Annotated in this window: 12 protein-coding genes and 1 pseudogene; 6 read left to right on the forward strand and 7 right to left on the reverse strand. The window is 58.8% G+C overall.

What is annotated here, in order from left to right; translation table 11 throughout:
• Positions 1–46: 46 nt before the first annotated feature.
• The 7 genes and pseudogenes from BLQ41_RS22695 to BLQ41_RS22725 form a co-directional block, all read right to left on the reverse strand.
• Entirely contained in the window at positions 47–3142 is a 3096-nt protein-coding gene (locus tag BLQ41_RS22695) for an MdtB/MuxB family multidrug efflux RND transporter permease subunit (RefSeq protein WP_090184631.1), read from the reverse strand.
• Positions 3139–4458 (reverse strand): MdtA/MuxA family multidrug efflux RND transporter periplasmic adaptor subunit, encoded by a 1320-nt coding sequence (locus BLQ41_RS22700; protein ID WP_090184633.1) that lies wholly within the window; start codon positions 4456–4458, stop codon positions 3139–3141. Before BLQ41_RS22700 ends, BLQ41_RS22695 begins: the two co-directional genes overlap by 4 nt.
• Positions 4459–4637: 179 nt before the next feature.
• Positions 4638–5138, reverse strand: a complete 501-nt coding sequence (gene tpx, locus BLQ41_RS22705) for a thiol peroxidase (protein WP_090184636.1) — start codon at positions 5136–5138, stop codon at positions 4638–4640.
• Between the two features lie 132 nt (positions 5139–5270).
• Positions 5271–5392, reverse strand: a pseudogene (locus BLQ41_RS31045) (polyketide cyclase); the annotation flags it as partial.
• Positions 5393–5402: 10 nt separating this feature from the next.
• A complete protein-coding gene (locus tag BLQ41_RS22715; RefSeq protein WP_090184639.1) occupies positions 5403–6962 on the reverse strand; it encodes a bacteriocin immunity protein in 1560 nt (519 codons plus the stop codon).
• 99 nt (positions 6963–7061) lie between these two features.
• Positions 7062–7337 (reverse strand): bacteriocin immunity protein, encoded by a 276-nt coding sequence (locus tag BLQ41_RS22720; protein WP_090184642.1) that lies wholly within the window; start codon positions 7335–7337, stop codon positions 7062–7064.
• Entirely contained in the window at positions 7327–9945 is a 2619-nt protein-coding gene (locus tag BLQ41_RS22725; RefSeq protein ID WP_090184645.1) for an S-type pyocin domain-containing protein, read from the reverse strand. Before BLQ41_RS22725 ends, BLQ41_RS22720 begins: the two co-directional genes overlap by 11 nt.
• A 222-nt stretch (positions 9946–10167) precedes the next feature.
• On the opposite strand from BLQ41_RS22725, the gene BLQ41_RS22730 reads away from it, so the two are divergent.
• The 6 genes from BLQ41_RS22730 (at position 10168) to BLQ41_RS22750 (ending at position 17669) form a co-directional block, all read left to right on the forward strand.
• Positions 10168–10593, forward strand: coding sequence for a YciI family protein (locus BLQ41_RS22730; RefSeq protein ID WP_090184648.1), 426 nt, complete (start codon positions 10168–10170; stop codon positions 10591–10593).
• 414 nt (positions 10594–11007) lie between these two features.
• The gene (locus BLQ41_RS30560; RefSeq protein ID WP_157695038.1) at positions 11008–11181 is read left to right on the forward strand and encodes a hypothetical protein; all 174 of its coding nucleotides are present in this window, start codon (positions 11008–11010) and stop codon (positions 11179–11181) included.
• A gap of 26 nt (positions 11182–11207) precedes the next feature.
• Complete coding sequence (locus BLQ41_RS22735; RefSeq protein ID WP_090184651.1) at positions 11208–12608, forward strand: DUF1254 domain-containing protein; 1401 nt, start codon at positions 11208–11210, stop codon at positions 12606–12608.
• 170 nt (positions 12609–12778) lie between these two features.
• The gene (locus tag BLQ41_RS22740; protein ID WP_090184654.1) at positions 12779–14152 is read left to right on the forward strand and encodes a J domain-containing protein; all 1374 of its coding nucleotides are present in this window, start codon (positions 12779–12781) and stop codon (positions 14150–14152) included.
• On the forward strand, positions 14149–15144 hold the full coding sequence (locus BLQ41_RS22745; protein WP_090184656.1) for a DUF3829 domain-containing protein: 996 nt from the start codon (positions 14149–14151) through the stop codon (positions 15142–15144). The genes BLQ41_RS22740 and BLQ41_RS22745 overlap by 4 nt, the downstream gene beginning before the upstream one ends.
• A gap of 167 nt (positions 15145–15311) precedes the next feature.
• Complete coding sequence (locus BLQ41_RS22750; RefSeq protein ID WP_090184660.1) at positions 15312–17669, forward strand: tetratricopeptide repeat protein; 2358 nt, start codon at positions 15312–15314, stop codon at positions 17667–17669.
• Positions 17670–17694 lie beyond the last annotated feature (25 nt).

Raw genomic sequence — 17694 nt, forward strand, 5'->3', positions numbered from 1 at the left:
GATGGCTTTAGCTTGGAGCTCGCAGCTTGATGCTTGTCGCTCGCCGTCATACCACCACCTCTTTCGAGTCGGTCTTGCCAAAGCGGCGTCCCAACCGATCGAAATACAGATAAATGACAGGCGTTGTGAACAGCGTCAGGACCTGGCTCACCAGCAAACCGCCGACCATCACCAGACCCAAAGGCTGGCGCAATTCCGCGCCGGAGCCGGTGGCCAGCATCAAGGGCACGGCGCCAAACAACGCGGCGAGCGTGGTCATCAGAATGGGCCGGAAGCGCAACAACGCCGCCTGATAGATCGCGGTCTGCGGGTCCATGCCCTGATTGCGCTCGGCGTCGAGGGCGAAGTCGATCATCATGATCGCGTTCTTTTTCACGATGCCGATCAGCAGAATGATGCCGATGATCGCGATCATCCCCAGGTCATTGCCGCTCAACAGCAGCGCCAGCAAGGCGCCGACCGCTGCCGAGGGCAAGGTCGAGAGGATGGTGATCGGGTGGATATAGCTCTCGTACAACACGCCAAGCACGATGTACATCGTCACCACCGCCGCCAGAATCAGCAGCAAGGTGCTCGACAAGGATGCCTGGAACGCCTCGGCTGCGCCCTGGAACTGCGTCTGCACGCCAATCTGCATGCCGATGTCTTTCTGCACCTGATCGATGATCTCGACCGCATGCCCCAACGCCACGCCCGGCGCCAGGTTGAACGACATCATCACCGCCGGGAACTGGCCGATGTGAGTGATCGCCAGCTGCGCCTGCCGCTCCTCGATGTGCGCCAGGCTGGACAGGCGCACTTGCCCGCCGTCGGTGGTCTTGACGTGAATCTGGTTCAACGCATCCGGGCCGATCTTCTCGCCGGACTGCGATTGCAGCACCACGCGGTACTGGCTGGCCTGGGTATAAATGGTGGAAATCTGCCGCTGGCCGAAGGCGTCATACAGCGCGTCGGTGATGTTCGACACCGACACCCCGACCCGTGACGCCGCATCGCGGTCGATCACCAGGTAAACCTGCAAACCCTTGTCCTGCAAATCACTGGCGACGTCCGTCAGTTCCGGCCGTTGCGCAAGGGCCTGCACCAGACGCCCGCTCCACAGGCTGAGCAACTCCGAATCCGGCGATGACATGCTGAACTGGTATTGCGTGCGGCTGACACGGTCTTCGATGGTCAAGTCCTGCACCGGCTGCATGAACAGCCGGATACCGACCAGTTTGTCCAATTCCGGTTGCAGGCGAGCGATCACCTGGGTCGCGCCCAAATCGCGGTTGCTGTGGGATTTGAGGTTGATCAGCAGGCGACCGCTGTTCAACGTCGAGTTGTCCCCGTCGACGCCGATGTAGGACGACAGGCTTTCGACCGCTGGATCGGCCAGGATCACCTTGGCCAGTTCCTGCTGGCGCTCGCTCATCGCCGCAAAGGAAATCGATTGCGGTGCTTCGGAAATGCCCTGGATAACGCCCGTGTCCTGCACCGGGAAGAAACCCTTGGGCACGACCATGTACAGGAACACGGTCAGCGCCAGTGTGCCGATGGCCACCAGCAAGGTCAGCGGCTGGTGCTTGAGCACCCACTGCAACCTGCGCCCATAGCCTGCGATCATCCAGTCAATTGCTGCGCCACTGGCGCGGTAGAAACGCCCCTGTTCTTCTTCCTTCGGCTCACGCTTGAGCAATCGCGCGCACATCATTGGCGTCAGGGTCAGGGAGACAACCAGGGAAATCAGGATCGCCACCGCCAGGGTGATCGCAAACTCGCGGAACAACCGCCCCACCACGTCGGCCATGAACAGCAACGGGATCAGCACCGCGATCAGCGACAGGGTCAGGGAAATCAGGGTAAAACCGATCTGCTTGGCGCCCTTGAGCGCGGCATTAAGGGGCGTGTCGCCTTCTTCGATGAACCGGGAGATGTTCTCCAGCATCACGATGGCATCGTCCACCACAAAACCGGTGGCGATGGTCAGGGCCATCAAGGTCAGGTTGTTGACCGAGAACCCGGCCAGGTACATCACGCCGAACGTACCGATCAGCGACAGAGGCACGGCCACCGTCGGGATGATCGTGGCGCTGGCTCGACGCAGGAACAGGAACGTGACCATCACCACCAGCGCGATGGCGATCAGCAGCTCGTGTTGCACGTCGGTGACCGAGGCGCGAATGGTCTGGGTGCGGTCAGTGAGGACCGTGACGTCGAGGCCCGCCGGCAAGTTGTCGGTGATGCTAGGCAACAGGGCCTTGATCCGGTCGACCACTTCGATGACGTTGGCGCCGGGCTGGCGCTGAATGTTCAGCAGCACGGCCTGGTTTTCATTGGCCCACGCCGCCAGACGTTCGTTCTCGGCGCCGTCGACGATTTCCGCCACATCCTTGAGCCGCAACGGCGCGCCGTTGGCGTAGGCCAGAATCAGGTTGGCGTAGTCCTTGGGCGACGTCAGTTGATCGTTTGCATCAAGCATCGAGACCCGGGTCGGGCCGTCGAAGTTGCCCTTGGGCTGGTTGACGTTGGACGCGCCGATCAAGGTGCGCACGTCCGACAGGTTCAAGCCATTGGCCGCCAGGGCCTCGGGGTTGACCTTGATCCGCACCGCCTGACGCTGGCCGCCAGCAATGCTGACCATGCCGACACCGCTGATCTGGGCGATCTTCTGCGCCATGCGGGTGTCGACCAGGTCATTGAGCTTGGGCAACAGCATGGTCTTGGAGGTGATTGCGAGGGTCAGTACCGGGGTGTCCGCCGGGTTGACCTTGTTGTACACCGGCGGTGCCGGCAGATCCTTGGGCAGCAAATTGGTGGCGGCGTTGATCGCGGCCTGCACCTGCTGCTCGGCGACGTCCATGTTGATGTCGAGGCTGAAACGCAGGGTCAGCACCGAGGCGCCACCGGAGCTGGTCGACGCCATCTGGGTCAGGCCGGGCATCTGCCCGAATTGACGCTCCAGCGGCGCGGTCACGGCACTGGTCATGACGTCCGGGCTGGCGCCGGGGTACAGCGTCATCACCCGAATGGTCGGGTAATCGACCTGCGGCAATGCCGACACCGGCAGCAACCGATAAGCGATCATACCGGCCAGGATAATCGCCAGCATGCTCAGGATCGTGGCGACCGGGCGAAGGATGAACAGCCGCGAGATGTTCATGCGCCGTCCTTTTTCGCCTTGTCGGTGGTGGAAGCAGGCTCAGTTGAGCTGGCCGCCGATTTGCCCTGCAAGTGGCCGGTCGGGGTGGTCGGTACGTCCTTGGTGTCGTTGACCACTTCGACTTCGCTGCCTTCCTTCAGGCGGTCGGTGCCTTCCAGGACCACGCGATCCCCGGGCGCGAGGCCTTCGGTGACCACGGTGTTCTGACCGTCACTGGCACCGACTTTCAACTGGCGGATCGTGACCTTCTTGTCGCCGTCCATTGCGTAGACGAACGTGCCGTTGGTGCCGAACTGAATCGCGGCCGACGGTGCGAGCACCACGTCTTTCAGGGTGTCGGCCAGCAAGTGAACGTTGACGAACTGGTTGGGGAATAACACCTGATCGCGGTTCTCATAGCGCGCCTTGAATTTCAGGGTGCCGGTGGTGACGTTGATCTGGTTGTCCAGGCTCTGCAACACGCCCGTGGCCTGCAACCGGGTGTCGCCACGGTCCCAGGCTTCGGCGATCAGTTTGGCGCCGGTGCGATAGCGCGCCAATACGACGTCGAGGCTGTTTTCCGGCAAGGTGAAGGCGACGCTGATCGGTTGGGTCTGGGTGATGATCGCCAGCGCCGTGGTGTCGTTGGCGGCCACCAGGTTGCCGACGTCCAGCTGCCGCAGGCCCACACGCCCGGCAATCGGGGCGCGGATCTTGGTGAATTCCAGATTGAGTTTGGCGTCGTTGACTGCCGCCTGATTGGTCTTGACCGTGCCTTGGTACTGGCCGACCAGCGCTTCGGCGGTGTCCAGGGTTTGCTTGGCGATGCTGTCTTCCTTGAACAGGCCCCGATAACGCTCGACATCGACCTGGGCGTTTTTCAGCTGCGCCTGGTTCTGCAGCAACGTGCCTTCGGCCTGGAGCAAGGCGTTCTGGTAAGGACGCGGATCGATTTCAGCCAGCAGGTCGCCAGCCTTGACCATCTGCCCTTCTTCGAAGGCAATCCTCATCAGCTCGCCGCCAACGCGACTGCGCACGTTGATGGTGTTGAGTGCGGTGACCGTGCCCAACGCCCTGTAGTACAGCGGAAAATCACCTTTGACCGCCGGCGCCACACGCACCGGGATCGGTCCGGTCGCCCCGCCAAAGCCCGGACGCATGCCTCCCGCCTTGCCGGTGTGCCCGGCGACGGCTTTCGGCGCTGCACCTTCCTTCTGGCTGCTGCCGGCGGGCCAGAATTTCCAGCACAGCCCAACGATGACCAACAGGACAAGCAGGCCGAGCAGCCAGCGACGAGGATTACGGGAAGCGGAGGATTGCATGGAGTGATCAACCATTGGGCGCGTGAGCTTCTTTCTACGGGAGGCTGAACGATAAGCACTGGCGGGTATTAAGCAAAGCGCCTTTACCGGCAATTTACCTTTGGCTTACGTAACAGGAGATTTATCTAAGACACTGAAGCACAAATGAAAACGGCCTGGACAGGGCCAGGCCGTTAACAATTGTAATGCTTTACTTATTTCAGAACGGCAAGGGCTGCTTCGTAGTTCGGCTCCTGGCCGATTTCGCTGACCAGTTCGCTGTGCAGCACGGTGTCGTTCTCGTCCAGAACCACAACGGCACGGGCAGTCAGGCCTTTGAGCGGGCCGTCAGCGATGGCCACGCCGTAGTTCTCGATGAACTCGGCACCGCGCAGGGTCGACAGGTTCTGTACGTTTTCCAGACCTTCAGCACCGCAAAAGCGTGCCTGAGCGAACGGCAGGTCGGCGGAGATGCACAACACAACGGTGTTGGCGACATCGTTGGCCTGGGCGTTGAACTTGCGAACCGAAGTCGCGCAGGTCGGGGTGTCGACGCTTGGGAAGATGTTCAATATTTTGCGCTTGCCGGCGAAGTTCGCCAGGGTCACGTCAGACAGATTGCCGGCAACCAGGGAAAAGGCTGGTGCCTTGGAACCGGCTTGTGGCAGTTGGCCGTTGACTTGAACCGGGTTGCCTTTAAGAGTGACTTGAGCCATGAACGGAGTCCTTCTGAACGTTGTTGTAGAGAATTTTGAAGAGGCCGAAGTTAACCACGAAACAGGGCTTTCGACCTATCCCCGATACAAAACTTGTATACAACATAAATCCTGTGGGACCGGGGCCGCCTAAGTGACCCGGTCGGTGTACAGCGTACCGCCCTCCCCAGCTTCCACCCGATGTTCGTGACGAAAGGCAGCCGTCGGCCCTCGAGCATTTTATCGATGAGATGATGCTCGCCCACTTCGCGGAGGGGCATCGCCTCAGCTAATTGCTTCCATGTCGGAAAACTCATCCCGATCCCGAAACATGACATAGAGCGGGTCGAGCCCGGAGCCTGCCGGGAAGACAACGATGTAGTCATCGAACTTGATCTCGGTCATGCCAACAAATGATTCCAATAGCGGCACAGGCGCAGATTGCAGGAATCCCAGGCGATACTCAGTGGCTGAACCCTGGATCGACGTAGTATCAAGCGCAGCAGGTGCACGCCAGCTGACAGTAACCGGGGCGAGGCCATCGGTGGTAAAACAGTACGCTTGCATCGAGTCCTTCCAGACTGCGGGTCGCACTCTCACTCTGGACGACAACGTATCGCCATTCGTTGGCGTGATGGCCACCTGTAACAGTGTGCTTATCGCTCTCACGCCTCGAGACAGCGTCCCCGCGGGAACGTCGTACGTGCCGCTGAACATTCTGAAAGCAATGTCCACGTCTGCCGCCGCAGCTGCCAGATGGTGCCAATCATGCCCCTCGATGGGCTGAAACTCGTGCAGAGGAACGCACACCCCATACCTGCCAACCTCGGCACGACTGGAAAAATCCATTCGCAGAACCGCCGCGTACTGACCCTGATGAGCCAGGGCTCCCGAGGGGATCTGCCAGGTAAACTCCGCCACCGTAGAACGAACCGCTTTTTGTAGAGCCACCCGGTAAGTTTCCATTGGCTGCGACAGCTCTCCATCGATCCACACGCCGGGACGCGAATTGACATGGGCGAGAGACGCCACAAACAACCCCGGGGTCTGGGTCGGTCCAACCCCCTCCAGATAGCGTTGGCGTATCAGTTGCGTGTGTGCATTGATCAATAATGTTTCAGCTTCGATTTGCAGTCGAAGCAGACGCTGGCTGGTGACGCTCAATGTCGCCAAATAATGCGCCTCAGTGGTAGTAATCAGTTGGACGATGCTTTGCCACTGTGCTTGCTCGGCGCGGCTGTAAGTCAAATCACGCTGGGCAGCTTCCCTTTTGAACTTGAGCCCCATTTCCCAGAATTCGTAGCGCCTGATCGCCAGACGCGATTCGAATTCGGCCGTTTCGAGACTACGGATGTCCGCCTCACGCCCACGGATGTCTACATCAGCGCTCTGTCGATTGCGCAGATGATTGATACGTTGTTCTAAAAGGCTGAACGCCGTTGCCACATCTTGCTGCGAAGTCATCACGTCTACGGCGGCCTTTTGGACCGCTGCCAGACTTTGAGCGATTCGAAGTTGCGTCACCTGCGCAAACGTCATCGGTGTGGACGGCCAATTGGCATTGGAAGTCGGCACGGGAATGCCTTCGCCCTTGAATGCCGGCAGCCCTTGCTTGTGGTGCCAGTCTTTGACGTAGTACACAACCGAGCCTGTGTTGTGGCCGTTGTAATCGTCCTCCGCAGGATAGAACAACAGGTCTGCGCCTTTGGGGTGGGCGACAATCCGGTCGAAGTGGTTGATCAGTCGGTCGTGATCCTGTTTGGGTAGATCAACAGCCCATATTCTGTTTACCAACGCCTGGAATTCTGGCTCGGTGTAATCCTTGAGTGTTGCTTTAAGTTCCATCCCTGGTTTTCCTTGTGTAGGTGACACTTGACAGCTGCCGGACAAAGGCACCTGCTCATTGACGATGAGCAGGTAGTTTCTACGCGCGGGGTAAGTGCATCATTCCGCTTTGAAGCCGGGCTTGTTATTGAGTGCGCGCCATTCTTTGACTTCTTTCAGGATGCCTTCGGGACTGTCTTCCTGACCTTCCTTGGGGTAGAAGATGACGTCTGAGCGGCCGGGATGTTCGGTGATCGCCACGAAATGCACCAACAAACTATCCAGATATGCCTCCAGCTCCTCTCCCTCCAGTTCATCGGGAAAATCAGTAAACCCTTTTAGAAAGTTCAAAAACTCCGCTTCCGTATAGTCTTCCAACTTCTTTTTAAAGATCATTTTCACGTTTCTCCATATGCAATTGAATGTGCCGCTTAGGCGTCATCACTACAATGTTATCCATCCCGTAAACTTCCCCACCGTTTGCAACTTCAACTTGGTGATGCAGCTCAAACGTTTTGCGACCACCGACCTGATCAGCACCCAGAGGGTATGGAGAAAGGCCTGCTTGCATTCTTCTTAAATTGCGAACACTAAATTGATCGCTCAAGGCCAAATCCACTGCAACAGCCTTCCAAAACGCCCGCCTGAACCCATGAAAATTCCTGAACTCCTTCCATCGCAATTGATCCGCGATGTGCGAAGGAATGGGGGCGCCAGCTCCCCTCGCATCATCCCCGAGCCAAACTTGCGAGGCATCAGCTCCCCATCCAGTTGCCGTACCCGGATCATCCCGCCGATCAAGAAACAGCACATCCGGCGAAGGCAATTCCATATCCGCCGGATACCCAGGAATACTGGCACCGATCTGCCCTTCGTCAACAGCCGGAAACGTCTCGTTTTGCGGTAGGACCGGGATGACCGGAGTGCCGGGGTAAACTGCTGGAATCGGCGGAGTGAGCGGTAATGTTGTAGGACCGAGGTGATCGATACCCGGCGGAACGAGGGGTGTCCAGGTACCCACGCCAACAGGCCGAATTGGCCAGGCCTCGATGGCAGGCAGGATCCCTTGTTGTCCGAAGGCGCTTTGCGGCGTGGTGATACTGATTTTGTCGAGGTTGAAGGGGTTTTCACCGAGCGCTGCGGACTCTTGATAACGCAGTTCGAACTCACGCCTGTCCCCCACCCAGGTACTTTTGGGCGCATAGGGTGCAAAGCCTTGTTCGATGCGCTTTTTGTTCACCTCATCAAATTCGGTGACAAGCGCCGGGTACTCGCCAACCGTTCGCCACAGCGCTTCATCGAAGGCCACGAACGAGTTGATTTCCCGGCCTCGGAACTGATCGCCGATCTGTACCGGAATGGCCGCGCCGCTCGCCTGGCTGGCGGCGTTCCACCAGTCAAGGCCGGCGGGCTGACCAGTGCCGGTGACGACGCCAGCCCCCAGCGCTGGCAAACCGAAAGAGAAATAAGTCGGCGGCAGACCCGGCACGCACACGATGCAATCCTGAATGCGTAGGTCGGCACCCTCCGGGATGTTCTGGACCTGCGGTGTGATCACCGCCAACCCGCCTTGACTCGCCGTTGCCGCTGGAGAGGGAACGTGCGGGGTGAACTGCAATTGCCTGCCGGGGTATCCGGGGATCTCGGCGTTATAGGTCCCTGTCAGTGGCTCGAGTACTGCATTGACGACCGGAACCTGTGCGCCAATCTCGCCTCCAGTACTGACGGCAATGATCGCGGTGCCTTCTGGCACCGTTTCGGGCCTGAGCCGATAGGCCACTTCCACCGACCCACCCGCATCAGCGATCGATTGCAGAACGCTATTGTCAGAAAGACCCAGTGCTTGTGCCGGAACGCCAACCGAATGGAACAAACGCCTGCGTTGCTCGGGTGTCAGCTCCCCATTGCCTAGCGTCGGCGAGTAGACCATTGCGGTAACGAATACCGGTCCCGTTCTGGCTGCGATGCGAACAAAATCGCCAAGGAGCCTGCCTGCTGCTCTAGACGCGGCCTCAATGACCGCCGCCGCGTCCTGAGCAACGAGCACACCCTCGCGGGTCAGGAACATCCCGCCAGCGGCCGCTGTCGACAGCGGAACATCCAGTGTGTTGGCCTGCCTGATCCGCTCAACGCGCGCGTCTTCATCGGCCTGCTGCTTGAATCGAACACGCGCCTCACGCTGCTCGGCATACTGCCGGTTACGCTCCCAGGCTGCTTCTATTTCACGCCAGACAACGGTCTGCTCGGCATGGTGTCTGGCCAGTGCATTGGATTTAGCCGTGAGCGCGTTTATCTGCGCGGATAGCAGCCGGGCTTCGTGGGCCGCGTTGTAGGCGTTTTCCCAAATCTGGTGGCCGTCATTGAGCGCTTGGCCGAACGCCCCCAGTCGTGTCAGGTAATCGCTCGAAGTACGGGTGAATGGATCGTGCCCATCGAAGGATCTGGCAATCGCATTCTTTGCATTGAGCTCTGCGGTTTTGCGGGCGATCAGCCCGTCGATTTCGTTTTTTCCCTTGGTGATGGTGTAGAGCTGCCAACGCTCGCTCGAACCCGTTTCAGGCGGTCGTCGAGCACCCGCGATTTCATGCTCTAGGAATGGCGCGAGTTGATCGGCCTTGGCCGCAAAGCTGCGGTCTACCTCGGCTCTGATGGCGTCATGACGCTGGGCCAGCCCAGCGAGAAACTGCTGCAAAGCCTGGAGGCGAGACAACTCTTGAGCCTGCGCCGCGGCGGCTTGAGCTTGGGCTTGAGCTGCTTGGGCATGAGCCTGAGCCGCCGCTGCTTGAGCTTGGGCGTCAGCCTGCAAACGCTCTTTTTCCTTTGCCTGACGAGCGGCTTCTATGGCGCGCTTTCGGGCCTTTTGCTGTTTTTTGTTGGTTCTGCCAAACCCGCCTGAAACCCCTCCGCCGCCAGCCCCTCCACCGGAACCACCGCTTGAGGCGGGCGGTCCCGACCTGATGACGACACTTCCTGAGGATCCATCGTTGAATATTTGTGGTGCCATACAGTCACTCCTTGTCTGTAGGGCACAGCATGTCGGCGCAGCAGTGGTCTGGTGCGGTACATAGTTATCGCGTGGGATTTCCAGCCAGGTGGGCAGCTATCTGAGCGGTGAGCCGAAAGCTAATCTGCACATTCGGATTGCTTTCTTTAGCGGCGTTGTCGATTCAACAAACGGTCATTCGACTACACAGTGAATCACCCACCCTCCAGCGGAGATAAGACCATGCGATTCATGATCATTGTTAAAGCCAGCCAGGACTCCGAGGCCGGCGTGATGCCCAGCGAAGAACTGATGAGCGCGATGGGCAACTACAACGAGGAACTGGCCAAGGCCGGCATCCTCGTTGACTGCGACGGCCTGCAACCGAGCAGCAAAGGCGCCCGAGTACGCTTCTCGGGCGACAAGCGCACCGTCATCGACGGCCCGTTCGCCGAAACCAAGGAACTGATTGCCGGCTACTGGATCTGGAAAGTGAAGTCCAAGGAGGAAGCAATTGAATGGGTCAAGCGCTGCCCCAACCCGATGCCGGGCACCGAAGCTGAAATCGAGATACGCCAGATCTTCGAGGCCGATGATTTCGGCGCGGAGTTCACCCCGCAGTTGCGCGAGCAGGAAGAGTGGGTGCGGTCGCAAATGAAGAAGCCCTGAGTTTTTTCATAAGATCAGAAGATCGCAGCCTCGCTTCACTCGACAGCTCCTACATTGGAATGCGTACTTTCTGTAGGAGCTGTCGAGTGAAACGAGGCTGCGATCTCTTGATCTTCATGCCTTTTGTCTCATCCACCACCCAACCCCATGATTTTCTTTAACTTTTTATCACACAAGAAAAAACCAAAACTTCCACAAAAAACCAAGGAAGCTCCCTCTTCGACTGGCGAACCCGGTGTTAGCTGCTAACTTCATCAGACGTGTCCTACAGGCTTGATAGGAAAGAAATTACGCAGTAACGGCCACCAAGTGCCGAGTCGTCCAATGAGCCACGAGAGCACAAAGGCGACGGCCTGCCGCTCTTCCCACGATTCTGCGCGACCAACATCACCTTCGGTAAATAAGGAGTTTCCTATGCGTCTTCTCATTCGTGTGGTCGGTTTCAGCCTGATGACGATGTTCGCCAGCTGCGGCGTCGGAGCTCAGGATTCTAAAAACAATAGCGACATCTCGGTGAAGCAATACGTCCCGGCCGACGCTCACGTTGACAAAAGCGGGGCACTCGACGTCATCACGTCCGTGGAATGAAGCCGAGGATTCAGTAAGGATGTTCTATGAATAAACGCCTGTTGCTCACTGCACTCTCGCTCACCCTGAGCACCAGCGTCTGGGCCGACTTCACCGCCACACCCGAAGAAGCCCGGGGCATCGCCAAGGAAGCCTATCTGTACGGCTTCCCGGTGGTGGAGATGTACAAGACCCTGTACACCCAGGCCGTGGACAAGAAAAGTTCGAACTTCAAGGCGCCGTTAAACAAGATCGGCAACACTACCAAGGCGTTCACCGCCCAGGACACCGCGTTTGTCACGCCAAACGCAGACACTCCCTACTCGTTCATCTGGATGGACCTGCGCGCCGAACCGCTGGTGCTGACCCTGCCGAAAGTCGACGAAAACCGTTACTACTCGGTGCAGCTGATCGACGCCCATACGCAGAACTTTGCTTATCTGGGTACGCGCAGCACAGGCAACAACGGCGGCCATTTCATGATCGCCGGCCCCAACTGGCAAGGTCAGCAACCGGTGAACATGGACCGCTTGCTACGCAGCGAAACCAACATCGCCTATGCCCTGTATCGCACGCAGCTGTTCGATGACAAGGACCTGGCCAAGGTCAAGCAGATCCAGAAGGGCTACAAAATCGAGACGCTCAGCCACTACGTCAAACATAAGGCCCCGCCGTCGGCACCGAAGATCGCCTGGCCGAAACCGACGCCGACCATGAGCGACACTCCAGATCTGTTCCGCTATCTGAACTTCATGCTGGCTTTCGCCCCGGCGCAGGACGCCGAGAAGGACTTGCTCGCGCGCTTCAAGAAAATCGGCATCGAAGCCGGCAAGCCTTTCAAGTTGCACAACTACACCGCTGAACAGCGCCAGGCCCTGGAAGACGGCATCAGCGATGCCAAGGCCGAATTCGCCCGATTCAAAAAAGACAAGGTCGATACCCATCAGGTCAGCAGCGGCGACTTCTTCGGCAGCCGCGATCACCTCAACGGCAATTACCTGTACCGCTACGCCGGCGCCAACCTGGGGATTTTCGGCAACTCCGCCGAAGAGGCGGATTACATCGGTTATTTCGTCGACAAGGACGACCAACCGGTCGACGCTTCGAAACACGATTACACCCTGCATTTCGACAAGGGCGCCCTGCCCCCGACCGACGCGTTCTGGTCGCTGACGATGTACGACGGCAAGAACAAGCTGCTGGTGGCCAATCCGCTGAATCGCTACCTGATCAACTCGCGAATGTTGCCCGATCTCAAGCGCGACGCCGACGGCGGTCTGACGCTGTACCTGCAGAACAAGGCACCGGCCAACGACCTGCAAAGCAATTGGCTGCCGGCACCCAATGGTCCGTTCTACGGTGTCTTGCGCCTGTACCTGCCAAAACCGGAAGTGAGCAGTGGCCAGTGGAAAATTCCGCCGCTGATACTCGTCAAACAAGAACAGTAGGCGCAGCCAGTCATGGCCAAGCCTTGTGAACGCTGGTTTTTAAATGATTGAAGGTGAGCCCCGAGGACTTTTCGACGCGAAACAGGTAGTGTGCGCAAAATCAAATTGCCACTACGCCCCATTTACAGGGATGTTGCCGCGTCGCAGGTTTTCATGGAGTTGCACACGCAATGAGTTGCTGGACCGTCCTTGGGCTGTCGGCCGACGCCGATACGCGCCAAATCAAACGCCAATACGCGGCATTGCTCAAACAGACGCGTCCAGACGAAGACCCGGAAGGTTTTCAGCGTCTGCGTGAGGCCTACGAACAAGCGCTGAACATCAAGGAATGGGAGCGCTTGAGCGAGGAAGACTCCAGCGTTGAGGAATCGTGGGACCTGAGTGGCCTGTCAGTGGTCGAGGTTGATGCACTGCAGGTGGTCACGCGCCCATTGCACAACGTCAGCCGTGCCGAGCTCGAACAACGGTATGCCACCGCCGTAGAACATGGCGCCGTCGATGTCTTGGAAGATGCGTTGCTAAGGCATTGCGTCGAGCACGCTGACACCTGCGAAGACCTGATCGAGTGGGCGGTCGAGACCTTTCACTGGTTCAGCTTTCAACAGCGGCTGGAACTGGATGAAGTCCTGATCGAACAGTTGCAGCAACAGCTTCAGCGTATCGCCGAGCGTCGTGAAGCACCGATCTTTCTGGCCTGGCACCAGTGCCTGGCTGCAGAACCCGCCGCCACGCCGCAGCATCGCGCCGCACGCCTGTTATTGGCACCGCTGACGTTCACTCAGCGCCGTGCCCTGGCCCGACGCTTGCGCGACGAAGACTGGGTGCAATGCCGCAAGCTGAGTTCTGCGTTGCACGCCAATCATCCTGATATCTGCGCCAATCTGCCCGGCGGCACGCCGTTCTTCTGGCGAGACTGGGAATACGTCTACAACAGTTGGCCGATGTACCTGGGCATTGTCCTCGCCTGCCTGGTCGGCTCCTTTATCCAATTTGCGCCGTTGGGCACGCGGCTGGGCGCATTGATCGGGGTCACGGTGTTCTGGTCGATGATATTCGCCGCTGGCGGCTGGGTGCTCAACTGGCTGACGGATCAAGTCGCCTATCGCTTCTGGCTGCTGGACGATCGATTGAGTGCGCGCCTTTCGCCCTGGCGCGCGCCGCTGCCGTTTGGCGTGCTTCGCGACCTGATTCCCTGTGCAGTCATGACAGCAGGCATCGGCAACGTTTATGGCGTGGTTGGCAGCCTCGTTTACGTGACCACGCTGGCAACCGTCGGGCTGATACGCCGGCGAGAGCTCAAGCCGCTCGTTTCCTGGCAGCACGCCAGCCCCTTGTTCAAACGCTGCTTGATGGGCGCGGGCATATTGGTCCTGGTTTTAGTACTCGGCGTGTTCAAAGTGATCTCAAGCCAAGGCACGGTCAATCGCAACCAGGGCCTGCAACAGTGGACCGAACGCTTGTGCAGCCGCATGCCGGTTACCGCCAGCGAATGCAACGCACCGGCCACCGTTGAGCAGTGGTACGGCCAGGAGAAACAGCCATGAACCCGAAATGGCTGTTCCCTATAGCCACCGTCGTGATGTTTATCTTGATGGGGCTGGCCGGCTCCTCAAAGTTCGTCGCCCGCATCGACTTGTGGCTGGATAAACACGACGCGCCGCTCACCGCTCAAGCTAATGCGCTAAGCCCGGTGATCGACTGCATCAATCGTGTCGACGTGCATTGGCGAGTGGCATACGAACTGTACAAATCGCCGAAGCAATCTGAGCAACCGGTACGTGACTGGCTTAGTAGCCTGCATGACTTCGACGACAACGGTGCCAGTGATGCGTCCTACCTTCAAAGGGATATCTGCTCGCCCAAAATCAGCGAAAAACTCAAGCTGCTCGAGTACGACCCACCGTTGGGGTTAAAAGCCGATGCCTACGCGCAGGCATTGGAGCAAGTGATGCCACTGACGCAGCAAATCACGTTTTACCGGCAGGCGCGCTTTTCGACAGTCATCACCGAGGTGCAGCCTGTGTTCGCCGACCAGTTCAGACCCAAGGCCGAGGACTACCTCACGGCGTCGACGCTGCTCAGACAACATGTCGAAGCGCTGGACCTTGAACAGCGACGTGCGCAACTCAATCTGATCGAAGCGCGTCTGGGCAAGGACATTCACTGGTATTTGCTGGCTTACATGATCCAGGCCAGAGACACCCTGAACCTGGTCACCGAGGGCGTGAAAAATCGAACCCTGACACCACAGGCCCTCGCCAAAACCACTGCTGAACTGCAACTGGCCTGGGATTATCGCCAGCAGTTCAACCAATCTCAGTTGCCGGAAACGCAAAAACGTAACGAAGTCCCCAGTCATCTCTGGTCGCACATTGCCAGGCCGACGCAGACGTATCTGGATGCCTTGAATGCTCTGCACCAGGACTGGCAGAACAAGGCTGAACCACAGCGATTGAGTGATGACTTTTTTGCGGTGACACGAGCGTATGACTCGCTGATCAGCTATTACAACCGACTGGGACGGGCTGAGTATTGAGGATTGGGTCTATCGACACTGGAGTAGTTGTTGAAAACACACAATATTCATTGTTCGCCGCAGTTTCACTCATAGCCGCCATTTGACAGACACCGATCCTGCGACAAAGCTGCAATAGGCTTGAACGCGCGCCTGAGGGCAAACGCACCTGGACTACGGACGTCGCAATGCCGACACATAAAAATAAAGCAGCACAGCCGACCCCTGATTCGCCAACACCCCAGATCAATCGTTATCTGTTTCCCGTCACCATCGGCCTATTGCTGGTGGCGGTGGCGGCGATCGGCTGGTTTCTGCTCAGCAGTTCGCCAGTGCCGCTCAAACCCGTGCCCGTCAGCGCGCCGGCCGCTCAACCGGCCAAGCCACAACCCGTCGCCCTGGCGCCGGCGAAGATGGTCGACGAGCAACAATGCCAAGGCTGCCACAGCCAGCAGACGAAAGACTGGCAAGGCTCCCATCACCAATTGGCGATGCAGCCGGCCAATGCCGAAACGATGCTGGGTGATTTCAATAACGTCACGTTCAAGGCAGAAAACGAAACCAGCCGTTTCTTGCGCAAAGGCGACGGGTTCTGGGTCAACACGCCGGGCATCGACGGCAAGAATGCCGACTTCAAGGTCGCCTATACCTTCGGTATCGCGCCGTTGCAGCAATACTTGATCGAGGTCGGTGACGGACGCTTGCAAGCGCTGGGCGTGGCCTGGGATACCGAGAAACATCGCTGGTTTCACCTTTATCCAGGCCAGGGCGTGAATTTCAAGAATCCGCTGCACTGGAGCAAACCGAGCCAGAACGCCAACTTCATGTGCGTCGAATGCCATACCACCGGTTACAAGCGCAATTTCGATGCCGCCAAAAACACCTTTGACAGTCAATGGAACAGCCTCGGTGTCGGCTGTCAGGCGTGCCACGGCCCGGCCTCCAATCACCTGGAATGGACGGCGAAAAAGACTGACTTGATCCACGCGGGTTTTGCGGTGGACCTCAAGGACAAGGACGCCACCGTCGAAATCGAAACCTGCGCCCGCTGCCACTCCCGTCGCGCGCCGCTGGACGATGGTTACACCGTCGGCAAACGCCTGATGGACGATTACCTGCCAAGCCCCTTGACCCGCGAGCTGTACGCGCTGGACGGCAAGATCAAGGACGAGGTGTTCGAGCACGGCTCCTTCGCTCAAAGCAAAATGTTCGACAAGGGCGTGCGCTGCAGCAACTGCCACAATCCCCACAGCACCCAGCTCAAGGCGCCGGGCAACGGCGTTTGCCTGCAATGCCACAACAGCGCCGGCAAGACCTCGGTGGCCGGTGTCGACGGCAAGGGGTTGCAAGCCAAGAACTACGATTCCATCGAACACACCCGCCACACCATGGGCCAGCCCGGCTCGCAATGCGTGGATTGCCACATGCCCGGCAAGTTCTACATGGGTAACGACTTTCGGCATGACCACAGCTTCAGCATCCCCAACCCGGTGCGGGCGAAAAAACTCGGTACACCGGACGCTTGCCTGACCTGTCACCAGGGCAAGGCCGGCGACAAGGTCACCGAGCAGTTCAAGCTGTGGAGCAGCAGCTCGCAGGTTCCAACCGCCCCACGTTATGACGAAAGCCTGTGGTTGATCCGCAACGGCCAGCCCGGCGCAGCGCAAGCCTTGTACGAGCAATTGCAGCGCAGCAATCTGCCCGCGATCCAGCGCGCGACGCTGCTCAGTGAACTGGCGCTGTACCCGAGCGAACAGGCGTTGAAACTGGCGACCAAAGACCTTGGCAACTCCGCACCGCAAGTGCGTGAGAGCGCGGTTCGGGCGATCAGCGCGTTGCTGCCGCCACCGGAACGTGCGCCGTTGCTGGCGCCGTTGCTGAAAGATCCGGTGAAGGCTGTACGCATTGGCGCGGCTCGGGATCTGCTTGGCGCCGCCCGTAACGGTCTTGGCAGCGCCCAGGCGAACTGGGAAGCGGCCATCGCCGAGTACGAGGTTGTGCAAAAAAGCCTGCTGGAACGCGCCGAGGCCAACCTCAATCTGGCGATGCTGTATCAGGCCAGCGGTCGCAGTGGAGAAGTGGAAGCGCTGCTGCGTAACGCGCTCAAGCGTGATCCGGATTTCTACCCGGCTCTCGTCACGCTGGTGCAATGGCTGGAAGCCAACGGACGCGGTCAAGAGGCGCAAACGCTGTTGGCGCAGAGCCTCAAGGAACACCCCGACGCCGCCCTTTTGCAGCATACCCAAGGCTTGTCCCTTGTACGTGCGGGGAAATCGGCCCAAGCCATGCCGTCCTTGCGCAAAGCGGCGCAACTGGAGCCGCAGAACGGCCAGTACGGTTACGTGCTGGCGGTGGCGCTGCATGACAGCGGCAAGGTTGATGAAGCGTGCGCCGAGTTGGAACGATTGCTGAAAATACAGCCTGCTAATCGCAATGCGCGGTTGGCGCTGATCCAGTACTACCTGCACAGCGGGCAGGAGCCGAAGGCGCAAGTGTTGTTGCAGGACTGGAAGAAAATGAACACGGGGGACCCGGCGCTGAAATAATCTGCGACTGATCCGAAGGCCTCAT

The organism is Pseudomonas arsenicoxydans (assembly GCF_900103875.1).
GTDB lineage: Bacteria > Pseudomonadota > Gammaproteobacteria > Pseudomonadales > Pseudomonadaceae > Aquipseudomonas > Aquipseudomonas arsenicoxydans.

What these genes read in the sequence shown, in the direction of transcription:
- BLQ41_RS22695 (WP_090184631.1), bottom strand. Translation starts at nt 3,142, where the DNA reads ATGAACATCTCGCGGCTGTTCATCCTTCGCCCGGTCGCCACGATCCTG.
- BLQ41_RS22700 (WP_090184633.1), bottom strand. Translation starts at nt 4,458, where the DNA reads ATGGTTGATCACTCCATGCAATCCTCCGCTTCCCGTAATCCTCGTCGC.
- tpx (WP_090184636.1), bottom strand. Translation starts at nt 5,138, where the DNA reads ATGGCTCAAGTCACTCTTAAAGGCAACCCGGTTCAAGTCAACGGCCAA.
- BLQ41_RS22715 (WP_090184639.1), bottom strand. Translation starts at nt 6,962, where the DNA reads ATGGAACTTAAAGCAACACTCAAGGATTACACCGAGCCAGAATTCCAG.
- BLQ41_RS22720 (WP_090184642.1), bottom strand. Translation starts at nt 7,337, where the DNA reads ATGATCTTTAAAAAGAAGTTGGAAGACTATACGGAAGCGGAGTTTTTG.
- BLQ41_RS22725 (WP_090184645.1), bottom strand. Translation starts at nt 9,945, where the DNA reads ATGGCACCACAAATATTCAACGATGGATCCTCAGGAAGTGTCGTCATC.
- BLQ41_RS22730 (WP_090184648.1), top strand. Translation starts at nt 10,168, where the DNA reads ATGCGATTCATGATCATTGTTAAAGCCAGCCAGGACTCCGAGGCCGGC.
- BLQ41_RS30560 (WP_157695038.1), top strand. Translation starts at nt 11,008, where the DNA reads ATGCGTCTTCTCATTCGTGTGGTCGGTTTCAGCCTGATGACGATGTTC.
- BLQ41_RS22735 (WP_090184651.1), top strand. Translation starts at nt 11,208, where the DNA reads ATGAATAAACGCCTGTTGCTCACTGCACTCTCGCTCACCCTGAGCACC.
- BLQ41_RS22740 (WP_090184654.1), top strand. Translation starts at nt 12,779, where the DNA reads ATGAGTTGCTGGACCGTCCTTGGGCTGTCGGCCGACGCCGATACGCGC.
- BLQ41_RS22745 (WP_090184656.1), top strand. Translation starts at nt 14,149, where the DNA reads ATGAACCCGAAATGGCTGTTCCCTATAGCCACCGTCGTGATGTTTATC.
- BLQ41_RS22750 (WP_090184660.1), top strand. Translation starts at nt 15,312, where the DNA reads ATGCCGACACATAAAAATAAAGCAGCACAGCCGACCCCTGATTCGCCA.